The 19,314-nt window shown below is 75.4% G+C and carries 20 protein-coding genes; 11 read left to right on the plus strand and 9 right to left on the minus strand.

Going from position 1 to position 19,314, the window contains the following annotated elements:
• The first annotated feature begins 75 nt into the window (after window positions 1-75).
• The 4 genes from ACWDYF_RS29605 (at window position 76) to ACWDYF_RS29620 (ending at window position 3,274) form a co-directional block, all read left to right on the plus strand.
• Window positions 76-1,122: a Ppx/GppA phosphatase family protein gene (locus tag ACWDYF_RS29605; protein ID WP_381744237.1), complete on the plus strand. Its 1,047-nt coding sequence runs from the start codon at window positions 76-78 to the stop codon at window positions 1,120-1,122.
• 177 nt (window positions 1,123-1,299) lie between these two features.
• Window positions 1,300-2,325 carry an iron-containing redox enzyme family protein gene (locus ACWDYF_RS29610; protein ID WP_389470650.1) on the plus strand — a complete coding sequence of 342 codons (1,026 nt, stop codon included), beginning with the start codon at window positions 1,300-1,302 and terminating at the stop codon, window positions 2,323-2,325.
• 51 nt (window positions 2,326-2,376) lie between these two features.
• Window positions 2,377-3,006, plus strand: coding sequence for a HemK2/MTQ2 family protein methyltransferase (locus ACWDYF_RS29615; RefSeq protein WP_389470752.1), 630 nt, complete (start codon window positions 2,377-2,379; stop codon window positions 3,004-3,006).
• The gene (locus ACWDYF_RS29620; RefSeq protein WP_051576188.1) at window positions 2,987-3,274 is read left to right on the plus strand and encodes a CDGSH iron-sulfur domain-containing protein; all 288 of its coding nucleotides are present in this window, start codon (window positions 2,987-2,989) and stop codon (window positions 3,272-3,274) included. The genes ACWDYF_RS29615 and ACWDYF_RS29620 overlap by 20 nt, the downstream gene beginning before the upstream one ends.
• A gap of 145 nt (window positions 3,275-3,419) precedes the next feature.
• Here the strand turns inward: ACWDYF_RS29620 and ACWDYF_RS29625 are convergent, their stop codons facing one another.
• Window positions 3,420-3,860: a subtilase-type protease inhibitor gene (locus ACWDYF_RS29625; RefSeq protein WP_389470648.1), complete on the minus strand. Its 441-nt coding sequence runs from the start codon at window positions 3,858-3,860 to the stop codon at window positions 3,420-3,422.
• 442 nt (window positions 3,861-4,302) lie between these two features.
• On the opposite strand from ACWDYF_RS29625, the gene ACWDYF_RS29630 reads away from it, so the two are divergent.
• Window positions 4,303-5,472 carry an alpha-hydroxy-acid oxidizing protein gene (locus tag ACWDYF_RS29630; RefSeq protein WP_389470645.1) on the plus strand — a complete coding sequence of 390 codons (1,170 nt, stop codon included), beginning with the start codon at window positions 4,303-4,305 and terminating at the stop codon, window positions 5,470-5,472.
• A gap of 28 nt (window positions 5,473-5,500) precedes the next feature.
• Here the strand turns inward: ACWDYF_RS29630 and ACWDYF_RS29635 are convergent, their stop codons facing one another.
• Both ACWDYF_RS29635 and ACWDYF_RS29640 read right to left on the minus strand, forming a co-directional pair.
• Complete coding sequence (locus ACWDYF_RS29635) at window positions 5,501-5,878, minus strand: hypothetical protein (RefSeq protein ID WP_018570001.1); 378 nt, start codon at window positions 5,876-5,878, stop codon at window positions 5,501-5,503.
• 3 nt (window positions 5,879-5,881) lie between these two features.
• Entirely contained in the window at window positions 5,882-6,127 is a 246-nt protein-coding gene (locus ACWDYF_RS29640; protein ID WP_026252884.1) for a hypothetical protein, read from the minus strand.
• Window positions 6,128-6,347: 220 nt separating this feature from the next.
• On the opposite strand from ACWDYF_RS29640, the gene ACWDYF_RS29645 reads away from it, so the two are divergent.
• Window positions 6,348-8,732 (plus strand): SpoIIE family protein phosphatase, encoded by a 2,385-nt coding sequence (locus ACWDYF_RS29645; protein WP_389470641.1) that lies wholly within the window; start codon window positions 6,348-6,350, stop codon window positions 8,730-8,732.
• 24 nt (window positions 8,733-8,756) lie between these two features.
• On the opposite strand, the gene ACWDYF_RS29650 is transcribed toward ACWDYF_RS29645, so the two are convergent.
• Complete coding sequence (locus tag ACWDYF_RS29650) at window positions 8,757-9,308, minus strand: RNA polymerase sigma factor (RefSeq protein WP_018570004.1); 552 nt, start codon at window positions 9,306-9,308, stop codon at window positions 8,757-8,759.
• A 45-nt stretch (window positions 9,309-9,353) separates the two neighbouring features.
• On the opposite strand from ACWDYF_RS29650, the gene ACWDYF_RS29655 reads away from it, so the two are divergent.
• The 4 genes from ACWDYF_RS29655 to ACWDYF_RS29670 all read left to right on the plus strand — a co-directional run bounded on the left by ACWDYF_RS29655 (window position 9,354) and on the right by ACWDYF_RS29670 (window position 13,756).
• Entirely contained in the window at window positions 9,354-10,955 is a 1,602-nt protein-coding gene (locus tag ACWDYF_RS29655; RefSeq protein ID WP_389470636.1) for a serine/threonine-protein kinase, read from the plus strand.
• A 169-nt stretch (window positions 10,956-11,124) separates the two neighbouring features.
• Complete coding sequence (locus ACWDYF_RS29660) at window positions 11,125-11,844, plus strand: DUF4232 domain-containing protein (RefSeq protein WP_389470633.1); 720 nt, start codon at window positions 11,125-11,127, stop codon at window positions 11,842-11,844.
• Window positions 11,845-11,935: 91 nt separating this feature from the next.
• Window positions 11,936-13,186 (plus strand): SLC13 family permease, encoded by a 1,251-nt coding sequence (locus ACWDYF_RS29665; protein ID WP_389470749.1) that lies wholly within the window; start codon window positions 11,936-11,938, stop codon window positions 13,184-13,186.
• A gap of 30 nt (window positions 13,187-13,216) precedes the next feature.
• The gene (locus ACWDYF_RS29670) at window positions 13,217-13,756 is read left to right on the plus strand and encodes a universal stress protein (RefSeq protein WP_389470629.1); all 540 of its coding nucleotides are present in this window, start codon (window positions 13,217-13,219) and stop codon (window positions 13,754-13,756) included.
• Window positions 13,757-13,778: 22 nt separating this feature from the next.
• Here ACWDYF_RS29670 and ACWDYF_RS29675 read toward each other — a convergent pair whose 3' ends face one another.
• The 4 genes from ACWDYF_RS29675 to ACWDYF_RS29690 all read right to left on the minus strand — a co-directional run bounded on the left by ACWDYF_RS29675 (window position 13,779) and on the right by ACWDYF_RS29690 (window position 17,017).
• Entirely contained in the window at window positions 13,779-14,747 is a 969-nt protein-coding gene (locus tag ACWDYF_RS29675; protein ID WP_389470625.1) for an aldo/keto reductase, read from the minus strand.
• A 178-nt stretch (window positions 14,748-14,925) separates the two neighbouring features.
• A complete protein-coding gene (locus tag ACWDYF_RS29680; protein ID WP_381744227.1) occupies window positions 14,926-15,486 on the minus strand; it encodes a flavoprotein in 561 nt (186 codons plus the stop codon).
• Between the two features lie 91 nt (window positions 15,487-15,577).
• Window positions 15,578-15,796, minus strand: coding sequence for a ferredoxin (locus ACWDYF_RS29685; protein WP_389470621.1), 219 nt, complete (start codon window positions 15,794-15,796; stop codon window positions 15,578-15,580).
• A 12-nt stretch (window positions 15,797-15,808) separates the two neighbouring features.
• Window positions 15,809-17,017: a cytochrome P450 gene (locus ACWDYF_RS29690; RefSeq protein WP_389470618.1), complete on the minus strand. Its 1,209-nt coding sequence runs from the start codon at window positions 17,015-17,017 to the stop codon at window positions 15,809-15,811.
• 634 nt (window positions 17,018-17,651) lie between these two features.
• Here ACWDYF_RS29690 and ACWDYF_RS29695 point away from each other — a divergent pair.
• Window positions 17,652-18,101, plus strand: coding sequence for a nitroreductase family deazaflavin-dependent oxidoreductase (locus ACWDYF_RS29695; protein WP_381744224.1), 450 nt, complete (start codon window positions 17,652-17,654; stop codon window positions 18,099-18,101).
• Between the two features lie 108 nt (window positions 18,102-18,209).
• Here the strand turns inward: ACWDYF_RS29695 and ACWDYF_RS29700 are convergent, their stop codons facing one another.
• Window positions 18,210-19,151 (minus strand): cation diffusion facilitator family transporter, encoded by a 942-nt coding sequence (locus ACWDYF_RS29700; RefSeq protein ID WP_451584313.1) that lies wholly within the window; start codon window positions 19,149-19,151, stop codon window positions 18,210-18,212.
• Window positions 19,152-19,314 lie beyond the last annotated feature (163 nt).

The raw sequence follows: 19,314 nt of genomic DNA on the forward strand, positions 1-19,314 counted from the left end.
GTTCTCCCGGTGTCCGTCCGCCGTTCACTCCGGTGGCAGGCGTGGGCGATCACCGGGCTGGGTAGCCACGGGGCCATGCGAATCAGCGTGATGGACGTGGGGTCGAACACCGTCCGGCTGGTGGTCGCGGACGCCGTGGGCGGAGCACCGTTGCCGGTGCACACCGCCAAGTGGCGGCTGCGGCTCTCCGAGCAGGTGCGGCCCGGGGAGGACATCCCGCAGGAGGCGGTGGAACGCCTCGTACGGGCGGTCGCGGAGGCCGGGCGCACGGCGGCCCGGTGGGGCGCGGCCGGCCCGCCCGCCTTCGCGACCGCCGTGGTGCGCGCCGCGCCCAACCGGCTCCAGGTGCTGCGCGCCGTCCGGTCCCGCACCGGCGTCGCGCTGTGCACCCTGCCCGGTGAGGTCGAGGCCGAGCTGACCTTTCTCGGCGCCCGGCGCTGGATGGGCTGGCGGTGCGGGCCGCTGGCCCTGCTCGACATCGGCGGGGGCGGCTTCGAGGTGGCCTTCGGACGCGGCCGGCTGCCCGACTTCGCGGCCTCGCTGCCGCTGGGCGCGGGGTGGCTGACCCATGAGTTCCTGGCGGACGCGGACCCGCCGTCCCCGGAGCGGCTCAAGGAGCTGCGGCGCCATGTGCGGCACCAGCTGCGGGACGTGGCCGCCCGGATCCGCTGGGAGGGGCCGCGCACCGCCGTGGGCACCTCGCGCACCTTCCAGCAACTGGGCCGGCTGTGCGGGGCCGCGCCCGGACGGCACGGTCCGTTCGTGGAACGGCGGCTGGAGCGGGCGGCGCTGCGCCGCGCGGTGGGCCGGCTGGCCGCCCTGCCCGCCGCCGAACGCTCCGCGCTGCCCGGTATCTCGGCGCCGCGCGCCGCGCAGAGCCTGGCCGGCGCCGTGGTGGGGCACACCGCGATGAAGCTGATGGGCCTGAAGTCGCTCACCCTCTGCCCCTGGGCCATCCGCGAGGGGGTGCTGCTGCGCCAGATCGAGGAGGGCGCGGCCGGGGCGACCTGGTGGGAGCGGGTGTCCCGGCTCGGCGAGGAGCCCGCAGCGCCCCTGGACCCCGTACCCCTGCGGCTGGCCGCGGCGACCGCCACCCGGACACCGGCGACCACCCGGGGCTGACGTCACCGCACGGACCACGGAGGGGCGCGAAGGCGGAAGGGGAAGGAAGGCGAAGAAGGAGGCCACGGACGAGGACGAGAACGGGGACGGGGACAGGGGCGGGGACGGACTGAGCGGGGACGGCCCGGGGACCGGCCGGGCCGGGGTGGCGGGGCGGTTGCCGGGTACCCGTGCGCCATGGACGACGATCACCGAGGACCCGAGCTGCCGTCCGCCCGCGGCCCGCTGAGCGCGGGCGTGCGGGAGTATCTGCGCGGCACCGGCCCGCTCCCCCGCGCCGAGGACGCCGCCGCCGCGTCGCCGTACGGCGACGATCTGCACCTGGCCCTCTACCTCTGTTACGAGCTGCACTACCGCTCGTTCGCCGGTGTCGCCGCCGAGCGTGAGTGGGACCCGGCCCTGCTCACCGTGCGGGCCGCGCTGGAGCGGCGCTTCCTCACCGCGCTGCGCGCCGACGCGACCCGCCACGCCGGTGTCGACGACGCGCTCGACGACCTCCTGGTCGAACCGGTGCACGGCACCGGCGTCTCCCACTACCTGCGGGGCGAGGGCGAGCTGTGGCAGCTGCGCGAGTACGCCGCCCTGCGCTCCCTGTACCACCTGAAGGAGGCCGACCCGCACGCCTGGGTGCTGCCCCGGCTGTGGGGCCGGGCCAAGGCGGCGATGGCGGCGGTGGAGTTCGACGAGTACGGGGGCGGCCGGGCCGAACGCGTGCACGCCCGGCTCTTCGCCGGCCTGATGCGGGACCTGGACCTCGACACGTCGTACGGCCGCTATCTGGAAGCGGGCACGGCGGAGGTGCTGGCCACGGTGAACCTGATGTCGCTGTTCGGGCTGCACCGGGCGCTGCGCGGTGCGCTGGTGGGGCATTTCGCCGCGGTCGAGATCACCTCCTCGCCCGGCTCCCGGCGGCTCGCCGAGGCGCTGCGGCGCACCGGCGCCGGACCCGCCGCCGTCTTCTTCTACGACGAGCACGTCGAGGCGGACGCGGTGCACGAGCAGGTGGTGCGCCACGAGGTGATCGCCGGGCTGCTGGCGGAGGAACCGCACCTGGCGGCCGACGTCGCCTTCGGCATCGACGCCACCGGCCATCTGGAGGACCGGCTCGGCGACCGGCTCCTCACCGACTGGCGCGCGGGCCGCTCGGCGCTGCGCGTCCCGCTCGGCGCGCCCGCACCGGCCCTGGCGGGCCAACGGCACTGAACGCGGGACGCGGGGTACTCGCGGGACGTGAGCAGATTCGTGTTTCCGGGTGTGTACGCCCCGCAGGAGGACACCGCGCTGCTGGCCGAGGCCCTGTCCGACGAGGCCCTCGGGCCGGGGACGCGGGTCCTGGACGTGGGCACGGGCAGCGGTGAGCTGGCGCTGACGGCCGCCCGGCGCGGTGCCCGGGTGACCGCGGTCGACGTGTCGCGCCGGGCGGTGTGGACCACCCGGCTCAACGCCCGGCTGAACCGGCTGCCGGTGCGCGCCCGCCGCGGCAACCTGTTCGGGCCGGTGCGCGGGCGGTCCTTCGGCCTCGTCCTCGCCAATCCGCCCTACGTCCCCGCTCCCCCGGCCCGGCACGCCCCGCGGGGCAGGTCACGCGCCTGGGACGGCGGGCACGACGGGCGGCTCGTCCTGGACCGGATCTGCCGGGACGGCCCCGCACTGCTGCGCCCCGCGGGCGTCCTGCTGCTGGTCCACTCGGCGCTGAGCGATCCGGACCGCACCCTGGACCTGCTGCGGACGGGCGGCTGCAAGGCGGCCGTGGTGCGCAGGCGCTGGATCGGATTCGGGCCGGTGCTGCGGACGCGGCGGGAGTGGCTGCGGGCCAGCGGGCTGCTGGACGCGGCCGAGGAACAGGAGGAGCTGGTGGTCATCCGTGCCGAACGACCCCTGTGACAGCGCCGGGCCCGCGCCGCGGCCGGAGGCTCCGCCGTGCCGGGTGACCGTGCGGCGGCAGGGCCCGATCCTGCTGGACGGCCCGGTGGAGGTGGAACTGGAGGACGGCACCACGGTCTCCTCCGACCGGTTCCGGGTGGCGCTGTGCACCTGCCGCCGCAGCCGCCGCTATCCGTGGTGCGACACGAGTCACCGCAGGCGCGCCCCGGGCCCGTCCGGCGGGCCGGTCGGAGGCCGTGACCGTACCGTGCCGGACGCGCCCGGGTGACACGCCGCGATGCCAGGAGCCGGCGGAAGGCCCCACTCCGCCCGCCGGCCCCTGGGGCGGGATCGCCGCCGGTCCCCGCGCCGGGCCCCGCACTCCCCAGTCACGGGACCCTCGACTGCTGCGCGGGGACCGCGCGATCCCGGTCTCAGAAGGCGAAGACGCTCGTCAGGGCGGCGTTCTTCGCGCACGCGTTGGCATAGGTGTGCAGGAAGGAGACCCGGCGGCCCTGCCAGACGCCGTCGGCGGTGACCGTCACGGGGGCGTACTCCCGGGTGCACAGCACCTCGGTGTCCCTACCGGCGGCCAGCGCCGCCAGGTCGCCGTCGGCGGCGCGCAGCTCGGCGCACGCGTCGGCCGGGGCCGGGTGTGTGCCGGAGGCGGTGGGGGCGCAGCTCAGGGTGACGGCGCGTTCCGGGGCCGCGGTGGCGGCGCTGTCGCCGTGGCCCACGGTGAGCACCAGGGCCGAGGGTGCGTAGAGCGAGGCGGGGGCGCCGGACGGAGCGGCCAGGGCGGCTCCGGTGAGAGGTCCGCAGACGGCGGTGGCCGTCAGAGCGAGGGTGGCTGCCCAGCGCGCGGTGTTCCGCATTGTGTGCTTCCTTCCGCAAGGTGTCGTCGGGTCGCGGGTCCGGCACGGTCGGTACCGGCCCGGCGAGCGGGAGTCTGCCGAGTCCGCGACGGAAACTCACATCGGACCCACTGCTTTCGGTAACCTTGCGTGTTGAATCAGTGGCGTGAAGTCACGGAATCTTCACGTGCCGGGCCCCCATCCATGGGCCCGACGATCACGGAATCCGGCCGGATGGCCTGATCTGCGCGCTCGGCAATCGGCCTGAAACATTCCGGTTGGTCCGGACCGGTTCCGCCCCCGGTTCACCTCCCGGCCACCCGCGCGCCCCGTCTCCGTATCCCGATGCCGCCGTCCGGCGCGTGCGCCCCGGTGCGCGGCCCCGGACCATGGACGCCCCCGCCCCGGCCCGCCAGTATGGGCGGCGGCCGGCAGGCGGCGGACGACGAGAGGCGGCGTACGGATGGCGGGGCACCGGGCGGACTTCCAGTACGAGATCTATCTGCGCGGCATGACGGGCGAGGTGCTCCGGCTGCCCACCGACATGAGCCGCCTGGAGGAACTGACCGAGCGGCGGCTCGGTCCGGGCCCGGTCGGCTATGTGGCGGGCAGCGCGGGCAACGGCAGTACCGCGCGGGCCAACCGGGCGGCCCTGGACCGCCGGCGGATCGTGCCGCGCGTGCTGCGCGACGTGCACGAGCGGGACCTGTCGGCCGAGGTGCTGGGGCGCACCCTGTCCGCGCCGCTGGCCCTGGCGCCGGTCGGGGTGCTGTCGATCATGCATCCGGAGGCGGAGACGGCGGCGGCGCTGGCCGCCGCCGCGCAGGGTGTGCCGTTCGTGCTGTCGTCGGCCTCCAGTACGCCCATGGAGCAGGTGGCGGAGGCGATGGGGGACGCCGAGCGCTGGTTCCAGCTGTACTGGGCCAAGGACCGCGAGGTGACCCGGAGCTTCCTGGAGCGGGCCCGCGCGTGCGGCTTCGCCGTCCTCGTCGTCACCCTGGACACCCCGCTGCTGGCCTGGCGCCCCCGCGACCTCGACCAGGCGTACCTGCCGTTCCTGCGCGGGGTGGGCACCGCGAACTACTTCACCGACCCGGCCTTCCTGTCCGGCCTGGCCAGGCCGGTGCACGAAGATCTGGACGCGGCGGTGCTGCGCTTCGTCGACCTGTTCGCCGACCCCGGCAAGACCTGGCCGGACCTGGCGTTCCTGCGGGAGCACTGGGACGGCCCGATCGTCCTGAAGGGCGTCCTGCACCCGGACGACGCCCGAGCGGCCGCCGACGCCGGGATGGACGGGGTGGTGGTGTCCAACCACGGCGGCCGCCAGGTGGCCGGTGCGATCGCCGCCGCCGACGCGCTGCCCGGGGTGGCGGCGGCGGTCGGCGACCGGCTCTCTGTGCTGTTCGACAGCGGTGTGCGCACCGGCGACGACGTCTTCAAGGCGCTCGCGCTCGGCGCGCGGGCGGTGCTGCTGGGCAGGCCCTACGTCTACGGGCTGGGCCTGGACGGCCGGGCGGGCGTGGAGCATGTGATCCGCTGCGTGCTGGCGGAGTTCGACCTCACGCTCGCCCTGTCGGGCCACGCCGCACCGGCCACCGTGAGCGCCGCCGACCTGGTGGAGGACGCCCGGTGAGCGGCGGGCGGGCCCGGGGCGCCGCCGCTCAGATCTCCCAGGAGCGCAGCCGGTCGGCGGCGCCGTAGACGTCGGTCTTGCCGGACATCAGATCGCGGGCGAGGTCGACGAGCGCGCCGTAGGGCGGGTCGATGCCGACGCCGCTGACGTACATGTAGGCGACGGCGGTGGCGCAGGCGAAGCGGGCGTTGGCCGAGGGCAGCGGCTTGAGCAGGGCGAGGGTGTGCAGCAGGGCGGCGGCCCGCCAGGCCGGGTCGGAGTCGACTCCCAGGCGGGGCGGGTCCACGCGATGCCGGGCGACGGCGGCCACCAGGGCGGAGAAGTCGTTGACCGTGGGCTGGTCCGGGAGTACTTCCTCATGGCGCTGGAGGAGCCAGGGCACGTCGATGTGCAGGACGGGGGTCATCGCTCAGGCGGCCCGTCCCTCGCCCCTGCCGGTCGGCTCGTCCTCGGGGAAGGCGGCGGCGAACTCGTCGGCGTGCCCCGCGAAGAACCGCCGGAACGCCTCGGCGCCCTCCTGGAGGGCCCGGTGCCGGGCTATGTCGGCGGCCGCCGCCTCGCGCACGAGCGCCTTCATCGACGTACCGCGTTCCTTGGCGATCTGCCGCAGGTCCTCTAGCTCGCGGTCGCTGAACTCCACATTGAGCGCTGGCATGGGCCATACGGTACCGCTCGGGTACTGACGCGTAAATAGCCGCTGGTCAGGAAGGTTTACGGCGGTACCACGGGGCGGACGGCGGCGGCCGGGGCCGGACGGGTGCGCCGCCCGCGCCACTCCGGCGGGGGGCGGCCGACCGCGCCGGGCCGGTACGCACTAGGCTGGAACGCGAGTGACACACCTGATGACTGTGAGTGTGCGCGATGGAGTGGCGAGGATGAGTCCGGTCTATCCGTTCGACGATGCCGCCACGGCGCGGGCCGTCGTCGACGAGCGCGGCATCCTCGTCGAGTGGAACGAGGGCGCGCGCCGCCTGCTGGGCTGGGCGCCCGACGACGTACTGGCCGCGCCCGCCGCCGGTCTGCTGGCCGACAGCTCCGGGGCCGCCCCGCCCGACGGCGGCCGCTGGTCGGGCATGCTCACTCTGCGTCATCGCGACGGGCACACCGTCTCCGTCTGGGTGCTGGCGCACCGGCGGCGCCCGCAGGAGGGCGGCGGCTGGCTCGCGGTCACCCCGCTGGAGGACGCGGTCCCCGGGGACCCGGACGACGATCCGCTGACGGAGGCCGGGCTCGTCCAGTCGCCGTGCGCCGTCGCGCTCTACGACGACCGGCTGCGGCTGCGGGCCGTCAACGACGCGATGGCCGAGGTGCTCGGCGTCTCCGGGGACCGGCTGCGGGGCCTGCGCCACTCCGAGATCGGCGCCGGACCGCAGAGCGCCGACATCGAGCGGCGCATGCTCCAGGTGCTGGACACCGGCCGCCCCCACGACGTGCGCGCGTACGTGCCGGTCGGCGGCGACGGCCGGACGAGCGCGTGGATGGCCCGGCTGTCCCCGATCACCGACGGCGCCGGCCGGGTGCGCGGGGTGTGCGTGGCCGCCCACGACTTCACCGAGCAGTACCGGGCCCGCGAACGGCTGCAACTGGTGAACGAGGCCAGCGTGCGCATCGGCACCACCCTCGACGTCACCCGCACCGCGCAGGAGCTGGCCGACGTCTGTGTGCCCGCCCTCGCCGACTTCGTCAGCGTCGACCTGGTGGACCCGCCCGAGCACGGCGGCGAACTGCCCATCGGCACCCTGAGCGTGCCCGTCGAGCTGCGGCGCGCCGCCCACCGGTCGGTGACGCCCGGCGACCCCGAGGCGGTGACCCCGCCCGGCGGGACCGAGGTGTACCCGGCGGCCTCGCCGCAGGGCGCCTCCCTGCTGTCGGGGCACGCGATCGTGGTCTCCGAGAACTCGGGCGACCTGGCGAAGTGGCTCGCCTGGAGCCCGGCGCGCAGCCTGCGGGTGGGGCGGCTCGGCGTCCACTCCACGATGTCGGTGCCGATCAGGGCGCGCGGGATGACGCTCGGGGTGGCCGTCTTCACCCGGTTCGCGCAGCCCGCCCGGTTCCTGCCCGACGATGTGCTGCTGGCGGAGGAGGTCACGGCCCGCGCCGCCGTCTGCATCGACAACGCCCGCCGCTACTCGCGCGAGCGCGAGACCGCCCTCGCGCTCCAGCGCAGCCTGCTGCCGCGCACCCTGGCGCGCACCGCCGCCGTCACGGCGGCCTCCCGCTACCTCCCGGCCGCCCGTGCGGGCGTGGGCGGCGACTGGTTCGACGTGATCCCGCTGTCCGGGATGCGCGTCGCCCTGGTCGTCGGGGACGTCATCGGGCACGGGGTGGGCGCCTCGGCCACCATGGGGCGGCTGCGCACGGCGGTGCGCACCCTCGCGGACATCGACCTCGCGCCCGACGAACTGCTCACCCACCTCGACGACGTGGTGGCACGGATGTCCGCCGAGGCCGGTGACGAGGCGGACGGCCGCCCCGGCGAGGTCGGCGCGACCTGTCTGTACGCGGTGTACGACCCGGTGTCGCGGCGCTGCACGCTGGCCCGTGCGGGGCATCCCGCGCCGGTGCTGGTCCCGCCGGACGGCCCGCCCCGCCGGATCGATCTGCCGCCCGGCCCGCCGCTCGGCCTGGGCGGACTGCCCTTCGAGTCGGCCGAGCTGGACCTCGACGAGGGCAGTGTGCTGGCGTTCTACACGGACGGGCTGGTCGACAGCCGCGAGCGGAACGTGGAGGCGGGCCAGCTGCTGCTGCGCGAGACGCTGGCCGAGGGGGGCGAGTCCCTGGAGGAGTCCTGCGACCGCGTCCTGCACGCGCTGCTCCCGGCGGGCAGCCCGGCCGACGACGTGGCGCTGCTGCTGGCCCGCACCCGCGGCCTGCCGCCCTCCCAGGTGGCCACCTGGGACATCCCGGCGGACCCGTCGCTGGTCGCGCCGGTCCGCAAGCAGGTCGTCGACCAGCTCGGCACCTGGGGCCTGGACCTGGTGGCGTTCACCGCCGAACTGGTGGTGAGCGAGCTGGTCACCAACGCCATCCGGTACGGCACCCCGCCGATCAGGCTGCGTCTGATCCACGACGACACCCATCTGATCTGCGAGGTCTCCGACACCAGCAACACCGCCCCGCATCTGCGCCGGGCCAAGACCTGGGACGAGGGCGGCCGCGGGCTGCTGCTGGTCGCCCAGCTCACCCAGCGCTGGGGCAGCCGGCACACCACCGAGGGCAAGACCATCTGGGCAGAGCTGAACCTGCTCGGCGAGGAGTGACGCCGCCGCGGGCCCGGCCCGGCCTCAGGACGCGTCGGTCAGCCAGGGCCTGACCTGGCGGCGCGCCTCGTGCAGCCGCGACTTCAGGGTGCCGAGCGGAATCCCGGCCCGCTCGGCGGCCTCCGCGTACTCCAGCTGGCAGATGTCCCGGTAGACCAGCGGCGCCACCAGATGCGGATGCTCCCGCTCCAGCCGCTCCAGCGCCTCCAGGAGGTCCACCCGGGAGCCCGCGATGACGCTGGTGGTGCGCGGGTCGACGTGCTGGGCCGGTTCCAGGGCGGTGGGCTGTTCGGCGGCGCGCCGCTTGAGTTCGCGGTACTTCTGCCGGCAGCAGTTGGCGACCACCGTGTACAGCCAGGTGCTGAAGCGGCTGCGGCCCTCGAACGTGGTGATACGCCGGGCGACCTGGAGCAGCACGTCCTGCGCCGCCTCCTCCGCGTCCTCGCGGCAGGGCAGGAAGCGCGCGCAGCGCCGCAGCACCTCGGGGCGGATCTCCTGGAGCAGCTCCTCCAGCGCGGCCGGGTCGCCCGTGGCGGCGCGCCGGGCGTGTTCTTCGGTCGGCGCCGCATCCGGCACGACGGGCCTCCTCGGAGTCGATCTCGCAGCAGGCATGATAGTGCCATGCACTCCGTCGGACGGATCGGCCGCTACCGGCTCGAACGGCGCCTGGGAACCGGCGCCTTCGGCACGGTGTGGCTGGCCCACGACGACGAGCTGGACGCGCCGGTGGCCGTCAAGGTCCTCGCCGAGAACTGGGCGCACCGCCTGGATGTGCGCGAGCGGTTCCTGTCCGAGGCGCGGCTGCTGCGCAAGGCGGGCTCGCCGCGGGTGGTGCAGGTCCACGACATCGGGGAGCTGCCCGACGGCAGGCCGTACTTCGTCATGGAGTACGCCGACGCCGGCACCCTCGACGACCTGGCCGGGGCGGGGCCGCTGCCGGTGCCCGAGGCGCTGCGGCTGACCGCGCTGGCGGCGCGGGGCGCGCACGCGCTGCACGAGGCGGGCATCGTGCACCGGGACGTCAAGCCGAGCAATGTGCTGCTGCGCACGGCCCGCGACGGCACCCGGCGGGTGCTGATCGCCGATCTGGGCCTGGCCAAGACACTGGCCGAGGCGTCGGGCCTGACCCTGGCCGCAGGCTCCGCAGGTTACCGGCCGCCCGAGCAGGCCGAGCCGGGCGCGGGCATCGACGCGCGGGCCGACGTCTACAGCCTGGGCGCGGTCGGCTACCGCCTGCTGACGGGCACCGTACCGGCCGCCCCGGGCCGCGTCGTGCCGCCCGAGCGCCTGCGCCCCGGTCTGGATCCCGCCGTCGGTCACATCCTCCTCCGCGCCCTCGCCCCGGACCGGGAGCAGCGCTGGCCCAGCGCCGAGGCGCTCGCCCGGGAACTGGAGCGGACGGCGGAGGCGGACGGCGCCACCGCAGACGCCGAGGAGCCGCGACACGCCCGGCCGGGCGCGGGCGGGCCGACGGGTGCGGCGGAGCCGTGGACCGTGCTGGACCCGGTGGGCGCGGCGGGCGCGGCGGGCGCGTCTGCCTCGGGCGGGCCGGACCCCGCTGCGGCGGAGGCCCCCAGGACGTCGGGTCCGGCGGGCACGGGCGGTGCGGGCAGCGCTGGGGACACCGCGGGTGCGGGCGGCGCCGCGGACCGCCCGGTCCGGCGGCGGCGCAGGGCGGTGGCGCTGACGGCGGCCCTGGTGCTGGCGGCGGTCGCCGGGGCGGGCGTGGCACTGGCGCTGACGTTGCGGGCCGACGGGCCCTCCGAGGTGCGGGTGGCGGACGCGACCGGGCGGGTGGAGGTGCGGGTGCCGAAGAGCTGGGGGCGGCAGCTGCGGGACTCCGGCTGGGACCCGGCGTCGCTGGGGCTGCCCGCCGGGCACGAGCCGGGGCTCGCGGTCGCCGGTGACCTGGCGGACTGGCCGGACCTGGACACCGAGGTGAGCGGCGTGTTCGTCGGGCTGAGCGAGCAGGGCGACGTGAGTGCCCGGGTGGCGGCCGCGGACCATCCCGGCTGCCGCTACGAGGGCGGCCGGGCCTACTCCGACGGGCGGTGGCGGGGCCGGGTGCGCACCTGGGGCGGCTGCCCCGGCGCGGGCGCCCTCACCGAGGCCGCGCTGGTCCCGGCCGGTGGCGCCGGACGGCCGCAGGTGTATGTGCAGATCCGCGGGCGCGAGGGCGACGGCACGACGGACCGCATACTTCGCTCGCTGCGGGTCACCTGATCCCGTACGGGTGAACGTCGTGCGGGCCGGCGGCGGGAAGAACCCTCCGGGAGGAATCCGCGGGAACCGCGAACTTTCCGGCCGGTCCGCGCATCGGACCCTCATGTCGGCGCACGAGGCGCCGGACGCACGCCCCGAGCGCGTGCGACGAATTCCAGGAGTGTGGAACATGGCGCACACGACCCCTTCCCGTCGCCGGGCCCTGTTCGCGGGTTCGGTGGCCGTCCTCGGCCTGCTGACCGCCTGCGGCAACGCCGACGGCTCCTCGGCCGGACCGCAGAAGGTGCCGGGCCCCGCCGCACCCGCCACCGGCGGCACCACGACCGGCACCGCGCCCACCACGAGCGCCCCGCCGCCCGGTGACAGCACCGCCGCGCCCGGCCAGGGCACCACACGGCCCGCCGCCCCGGCGAGCACCGGCACCACCGCGGCCGGCCGCAGCAGCGGCGGGACGGACACGGCGGCGCGCAGCACCCGCTGCCACACCTCCGAGCTGAGGGCGACGGTGGGCCGCAACGACCCGGGCGCCGGGCAGGAGAACTTCCCGCTGGTCCTGACCAACAGCTCCGGCCGCACCTGCACGGTGCACGGCTTCCCGGGCGCCGCCTTCGTGGACTCCTCCGGGCGGCAGCTCGGCCCGGACCCCAGGCGCAACGGCGGCTCCGCCACGACGGTGACGCTGCGGCCGGGCCAGAGCGCGTGGGCGGGCCTGACGTTCTCCAACCCGGAGGTGAGCGGCGCGAGGACCGCGACGCCCGCCTCGCTGATCGTCACCCCGCCCGACGAGCGCGACCACCTCACCGTGCGGTGGACGGCGGGCCCGGTCCCGGTGGGCGGCAACTCCTCCTCGGTGTTCCTGACCGTGCTCAGCCCCGGCACCGCGCCCTGACCCGTCCGGCGGCTCGCACGTGCGCGCGGCACGGCCACGGCTGTTTGCTTTGATGTGCGAGCACCGTTGATCGCGTCCGGAGGAGCGAGTCCTGAACACCCCGCTGGCGGAGACCCTGTCCGTCGTCCTGCTCGTCGCCGTCCTGGCCTGCGCCGTCGTACGGCCCTTCGGCTGGCCCGAGGCGGCCGTGGCGGTCCCCGCCGCCGGGGTGGCCGTCGCCACCGGGGCGATCCCGCTCGACCACGCCCGCGCCGAGGTCGAGCGGCTGGGGCCGGTCGTCGGGTTCCTGGCCGCGGTGCTGGTCCTCGCCCACTTCTGCGACGTCGAGGGCCTGTTCCGGGCGTGCGGGGCGTGGATGGCCCGCCGGGCGGGCGGCCGCCCGGTGCGGCTGCTGACGGCGGTGTTCGCGCTGGCCTCGGTGATCACGGCCGTGCTCAGCCTGGACGCCACGATCGTGCTGCTGACCCCGGTCGTCTTCGCCACCGCCGCGCGTACGGGGATGCGGCCCAAGCCGCATGTCTACGCCTGCACGCACCTGTCCAACACGGCGTCGCTGCTGCTGCCGGTGTCCAATCTGACGAATCTGCTGGCGTTCGCGGCGAGCGGGCTGAGCTTCACCCGGTTCGCCGCGCTGATGGCGCTGCCCTGGCTGGTGGCCATCGGCGCCGAGTACGTCGTCTTCCGCCGGTTCTTCGCCCGTGACCTGGCGGCGTCGGCGCCCGCCCCGGACCCGGGCGAGGCGCCCGCCTTCCCGGTGTTCGCGCTGGTCACGGTGGCCTGCACGCTGGCAGGTTTCGTGGTGACGTCCGCGTTCGGCGTCGCCCCGGCGTGGGCGGCGCTGGCGGGCGCGCTGGTGCTGGCCGGGCGCGCGCTGGCGCGGCGCGAGGCGACCGCGGTGAGTGTGGTGCGGGCCGCCGCCCCGGCGTTCCTGGCGTTCGTGCTGGCCCTCGGCGTCGTGGTCCGCGCGGTGGTCGACAACGGGCTCGCCGACGCGCTGGGGCACCTGCTGCCCGGCGGCACGGGGCTGCTCGCGCTGCTCGGCACCGCAGCGCTCGCCGCCGTCCTGGCGAACCTGATCAACAACCTCCCGGCGGTGCTGGTCCTGCTGCCGCTGACCGCCCCGGCCGGTCCCGGCGCCGTCCTCGCGGTGCTGCTCGGCGTCAACATCGGCCCCAACCTGACGTACGCCGGATCGCTGGCGACCCTGCTGTGGCGGCGGATCGTGCACCAGCACGACCACGGGGTGGACCTGAAGGAGTTCACCCGGCTCGGGGCGCTGGCCGTGCCCGCGGCGCTGGTGCCCGCGGTGGTGGCACTGTGGGGAGCGCTGCTGGTGCTGTGAGACCGGGGAACGGCTGAGGGAGATCGGCGTATGCGAGTGGTCGCCTGGCTGGTGGAGGGCACCTGGCCCGCCTGTGTGGACGCCGTACGGGCCCATGCGCCCGACGCGGCGGAGGTGGTGCTGCTGCATGTCAGCGGGGCCGATGTGCCCGGTGTGGCGCACGGGGCGTTCGCCGGGCTGCTCGGCCGGGGCCACCGCGAGCGGGACCCGGGCGACCGGCTGGCGCGGCTCGGCGACGCGTCGGCGGCCGGACTGCTCGACGCGGCGGCGGCCCGGCTGGGGCGGCCGTGCACCCGGACCGAGCGCGCCGGGCGGGTGGAGCGCGAGGTGGTGGCCGCCGCCGGGGACGCCGATCTGCTGGTGCTGGCCCGCGACGGGGACCGCGACCGGCTCGGCCCGCACAGCCTGGGTCCGGCGGTGCGGTTCGCCGTCGACCACGCCCCGTGCCCGGTGCTGCTGGTGTGGCCGGAGGCGGCCCCGGATCTCACGACCCTGCCGCCTCCGCCACCGCCGCACCACCCGGGGCCGCCGCCCGAGGCCCCGCCCGCGCCGGAGCCGCCACGGCCGTAGGAGCCCCGGGAGCCGCCGACCGTCAGTGGCCGCTGACCTCGTGCGGGATGTAGGGCCGCGTCAGCTCCTCGGTCTCCTTGTCGCTCAGTTCGAGACCGACGGCGGCCACCGCGTCCTCCAGGTGCCCCGGCCGGGACGCGCCGACGATCGGCGCCGTCACCGTGTCCTGGTGCAGCAGCCAGGCGAGGGCCACCTGGGCGCGCGACACCCCGCGCTCCTGCGCGATGCGGGTGACCGCCTCGACGACGGCCCGGTCGCCCTCCTGGTAGAGGGTGCTGCCGAAGGCGTCGGTGGCGCTGCGCCCGGTGCCGGTGCCCCAGTCCCGGGTGAGGCGGCCCCGGGCGAGCGGGCTCCAGGGCAGGACGCCGACGCCCTGGTCCGCGCAGAGCGGCAGCATCTCGCGCTCCTCCTCCCGGTACAGGAGGTTGTAGTGGTTCTGCATGGAGACGAAGCGGGTCCAGCCGTGCGCCTGCGCGGTGTACTGGGCCTTGGAGAACTGCCAGGCGTACATCGAGCTCGCCCCGATGTAGCGCACCTTGCCCGCCTTGACCAGGTCGTGCAGCGCCTCCATCGTCTCCTCGACGGGCGTGTACGGGTCCCAGCGGTGGATCTGGTAGAGGTCGACGTAGTCGGTGCCGAGGCGGCGCAGGCTGTGGTCGATCTCGGTCATGATCGCCTTGCGGGACAGTCCGGCGCCGTTGGGCCCCGGCCGCATCCTGCCGTGCACCTTGGTGGCGAGCACGATGTCCTCGCGGCGCGCGAAGTCCTTGAGCGCCCGGCCGACGATCTCCTCGCTGGTGCCGTCGGAGTAGACGTTGGCCGTGTCGAAGAAGGTGATCCCGGCCTCCAGCGCCTGCCGGATCAGCGGGCGCGACGCCTCCTCGCCGAGGGTCCACTCGTGGGTGCCGCGCTCGGGATCGCCGTAGGTCATGCAGCCCAGACAGATCCGCGACACGTCCAGACCCGTCGAACCGAGCTTCACGTACTGCATCGTTGCTGCTCCCGTCATCGGGGTGGTTGCCGGAGAGAGCGTAGGCCGTGAAGGATCTCCGCGGCCGCGGGGACCGGATGCCGGACCGGTGCCGGTGCGGTGCCGGTGCGGATCACCGGCCGGACGCGGCCGGACGCTGTCGCCTGCGGTCGGACGGGGCGTACGGGGCCGTACGCGGTCAGGCGGCCGGTTCTCCGGCGGGTTCGAGCAGGTCGAGTACCCGTTCCCAGGCGAAGTCGGCACGGGTGCCGTCCGCGCCGGGCATGCCGCTGTACGGATCCCCGAAGCGGACGCCCATCGCGCGCAGGCGCGCCAGGCTCTCCCGGTAGGCGGGGTGGACGGCCAGTGCGTCGGCCACGCAGGGCAGCGCGGCGACCGGGACGCCCAGGCCGTACGCCTCGCACAGGGTGGCCACGGCGAGGGTGTCGGCGATCCCGGCGGCCCACTTGTTGAGCGTGTTGAACGTGGCGGGCGCGACGGCCACGGCGTCCGGCGGCGGGAAGGGACGCGGGTCGTCCGGGGTGCGCCAGCGGGAGCGGACCGGGCGGCCGGTGCGCTCCCGCATGTCGTCGGTGTCGAAGAAGCCGCTCATGGCGACCGGAGTCGCGATGACGCCGACCTCCCAGCCGCGGGTCTGCGCGGCGGCCACCAGGGCACCCACACCGGAGGCGACACCGGCGGCGCAGACGACGACGTAGAGGAAGGGTCTGTCCGGTGCTGCTCCGGCCTGTTCGGTCACGGACGGCACTCTACCGCCGTGCCGCGGGCCGGAGCGGGCCGTGGGTCCTGCCGCCAGGCCGTCCCCGCCGCCGGTGCTCCCGCCGCTCGCGTCACCCGGTGGCGCGCGCCGCCCCGTCCTTCTCGGTCACCGTGATCGCCGAGACGGGGCAGGCGCGGGCGGCCTCCTTGACCATGGGGTCGCCGCCGTCGTCCTCCCGGCCGGGGAGCAGGGCGCTGAAGCCCTCGTCGTCCTGGGTGAACACGCCCGGGGCGGCCAGGGCGCACTGCCCGGCGCCGATGCAGCGGTCCTTGTCGATGTCGATGCGCATGAGAGCAGCCTCTTACCAGGTCACGGGGAGTTCCAGCATTCCTTGGATCGTGTCGCCGGGTTTGAAGGGGATCTCCTCGGGCGGCGCGGCCAGCCGGAGGCCGGGCAGCCGGGTCAGGAGCGAACCGAGCGCGATCTCCAGTTCGGCGCGGGCGAGGTTCTGGCCGAGGCACTGGTGGATGCCGAAGCCGAACGCGACGTGATGGCGGGCGGTCCGGTGGAAGTCGAGGTCGTCGGGGCCCTCGAAGTGGGTGTCGTCGCGGTTGATGACGGAGGTGGAGAAGACCACGCCCTCACCGGCCCGGATGGTCTCCCCCGCGATCTCGATGTCCTCCTGGGCCTGGCGCAGCAGCCCGTCCGCGATGGACAGCATCCGCATCAGCTCCTCGACGGCGGCCGGCAGCAGCGCGGGGTCGGCGCGCAGTTCGGCCAGCCGCGCGGGGTGCTGGAGGAGGGTGTAGGTGCCCAGGGAGATCATGTTGGCGGTGGTCTCGTGGCCCGCGATGAGCAGGATGATGGCCAGCGAGACGAGGTCGGCGCGGTCCAGTTCGCCCTCGCCCAGCCGCTGGTGGACCAGCTCGTCCAGGACGCCGTCGCCCGGTTCCTTCTGCTTGCGGTCGACCAGGTCGCCGAGGTACGCCTCCAGCCGGTCGCGCGCCTCGATCACGTCGGCCATGTCCGGGCCGCGCAGCAGCCGTCGGGACTGCTCCTCGAAGAACTCGTGGTCGGCGTAGGGGACGCCGAGCAGTTCGCAGATCACCATGGAGGGCACCGGGAGGGCGAAGTCCCGCACCAGCTCGGCGGGCGGGCCCAGGGTGGTCATCCGGTCGAGCAGCCCGTCCACGATGCCCTGGATGCGGGGGCGCATCGCGGTGGCGCGCTTGAGGGTGAAGCTGGGGATCAGCATGCGCCGCTGGACGCGGTGCTCGGGGTCGTCGACGCCCAGCAGGGCGGTCTTGCGCTCGCGCGCCACTTCCAGCCGGGGCGCGGTGAGCGGGAATCCGTCACGGGCGCGGTCGCTGGACAGGCGCGGGTCGGCCAGCAGTTCACGGGCGACGGCGTGCCCGGTGACGGCCCAGGCCGCGCTGCCGTCGTAGAGGGTGACGCGGGCGAGCGGCGCGGACTCGCGCAGCGGCTCGTAGCCCGTGGGCGGGTGATAGGGACAGGTGCGGTCCTGCGGGAACGCCACGGAGTGGGGGGTTTCGATGGTCGGGTCCGGCATGGAAGACCTCGCAGACGAAGGATGCGTCGTGCCGATCTTCATTAGATGCCTGAGGCATCTATGGTGCGACGCGAAGTTCGGCCACATCGGCGAAAGCCCGTATCTGGCCGGGAAGCACCTCTTCCGCTCGGTGCCGCGCTGACGTGATTCCATTGTCCTCCTCCGGGCCGGGCGGGCACGGTCCGGGCATGTCCGCGCTCGACGTGCTCGCGCCGCTGCGCCGGACGCCGGCCGTGGTGCTCGCCGCGCCCGGCCGTACGGGGCGCGGTCGCCGCGCCGCGCCGGTGCCGCGGGTCCGGTACGCCCGTCCGGGCGGCGCCGCCCGCCCCGGGACCCGCGCGGGCCATCCCCCTCGGGCTGCTCGGCCTCACCCTGCTACCCGTGGGGCCGCCGCCCCGCGCCGCCCCGGGCCGCGCCGTGACCTGCGGCGCGGACCTGGCGCGATCCGGACGTCCGGCCGTCGCCGCCGTCCGCCGGATCACGCCGGGGGCCACGGCGCCCGCCCCCGTCTGCGAGGATCCGTCCGACCGGGGTGTCCGCGCCCCGGAACGCGGTAGGGATGATGCGCACGGCGGCCGTCGCGGCGGTGCCGTGCGGGCGAGAGAACCGACCGAGCGAGGAGAGGACCGACGCCATGCCTCTTGAGGGCGAGTACGAGCCCAGCCCGACCCAGTGGGTGCGGGAGCAGGTGGAGTTGTACGAGAGTTCCGGCGGCACCGAGGGGACCACGCTCCGGGACACGGGGCTGCCGGTCATTCTGCTGACCACGCGGGGCGCGCGCAGCGGAAAGCTCCGCAAGACACCGCTGATGCGGGTGGAGCACGACGGGCGCTACGCCGTGGTGGCCTCCCAGGGCGGCGCGCCCAAGCACCCGTTCTGGTACTTCAACCTGCTGGCCGATCCGCGGGTCGCGCTGCGGGACGGACCGGTGGAGCGGGACATGACGGCCCGTGAGGTCACCGGCGCGGAGAAGGCCGAGTGGTGGGAGCGGGCCGTCGCCGCGTTCCCGCCCTACGCCGAGTACCAGGAGAAGACCTCACGGGAGATCCCGGTCTTCGTGCTGGAGCCGGCCGCCGGCCACTGAGCCGGGCGGCCGGGCACGCCCAGGGGCCCGGCACTCCCTCCGTGCGTCCGTTCCGGGCGGATCCCGGTCCCGGAGGCATGGAGGGGTCCCGCGGCGGGCACCCGTCCCTCAGGCCCCGCCGCGTTCCCCCGTCGCGGCGGGGCTCTGCCGTGTCTCGGCCGCGGGGCTCTGCTCCGCCTCGGCGGCGGGCCGGTCGGTCACGTCGAGGAAGATCTGGTCCGCCTCGGGGACGGTGTGCGCGACGGACCGCTTGATGCGCACCGCGACCTCCTCGACCCGCTCGCTGTCCATGCCGGGCACCAGATCCACCCGGGCGGCCACCAGCACGGAGTCGAGTCCCAGTTTCATGGTGAGCAGCCCCTCCACGCTGTCGATCTCCGGCTGCGCACGCAGCAGGCTGCGGATGCGCCCGGCGAGTTCCGGGTCGGCGGCCTCGCCGATCAACTGGTCGCGTGCGTCGCGGCCCAGGCGGTAGGCGACGTAGACGAGCAGCGCGCCGATCGCGAGCGAGGCGGACGCCTCCCAGACGACCTGGCCGGTGACCATGTGCAGGGCCATGCCGACGATGGCGAGCGTGACCCCCAGCACGGCGGTGCCGTCCTCGGCGACGACCGTGCGCAGCGCGGGGTCGCGCAGCCCGGCGGCGCCGCCCTGCTCGCGCACCTGGAGCAGCGCCCGCAGCAGGGAGGTGCCCTCGGCCAGGAGCGCGACGCCGAGCACGACCAGGCCGACCACATAGCCGGAGAACGTCTCGTGGGCGCCGTTGCGCAGGGCCTCGACGCCCTGGAAGAAGGAGAAGCAGCCGCCCATGACGAAGATGCCGACGGCCGCGAGCAGCGACCAGAAGAACCGCTCCTTGCCGTAGCCGAAGGGGTGGCGCCGGTCGGCGGGGCGGCGGCTGCGGCGCAGCGCGGCCAGCAGGAAGATCTCGTTGAGGCTGTCGGCGACGGAGTGCGCCGCCTCCGAGAGCAGGGCCGGTGAGTGCGCGATCAGGCCGCCCACGGCCTTGGCGACCGCGATGACCAGGTTCGCCGCGAGCGCCACCAGCACGGTGACGCGGGTCTTGCGGTCGGCGGCCGGTCCCGGCCCGCTCCCGGCCGCACGGCTCGCTTCCGCCTCCGCCTCGGCTCCCTTCTGCTCCGTACCCGTCCCGGCCGCGTTCTCGGATGTCCCGCTCACGTTCGCCGGATGCCCCGGTCGGCGGGTGTCACAC

The organism is Streptomyces sp. NPDC003284 (assembly GCF_053589675.1).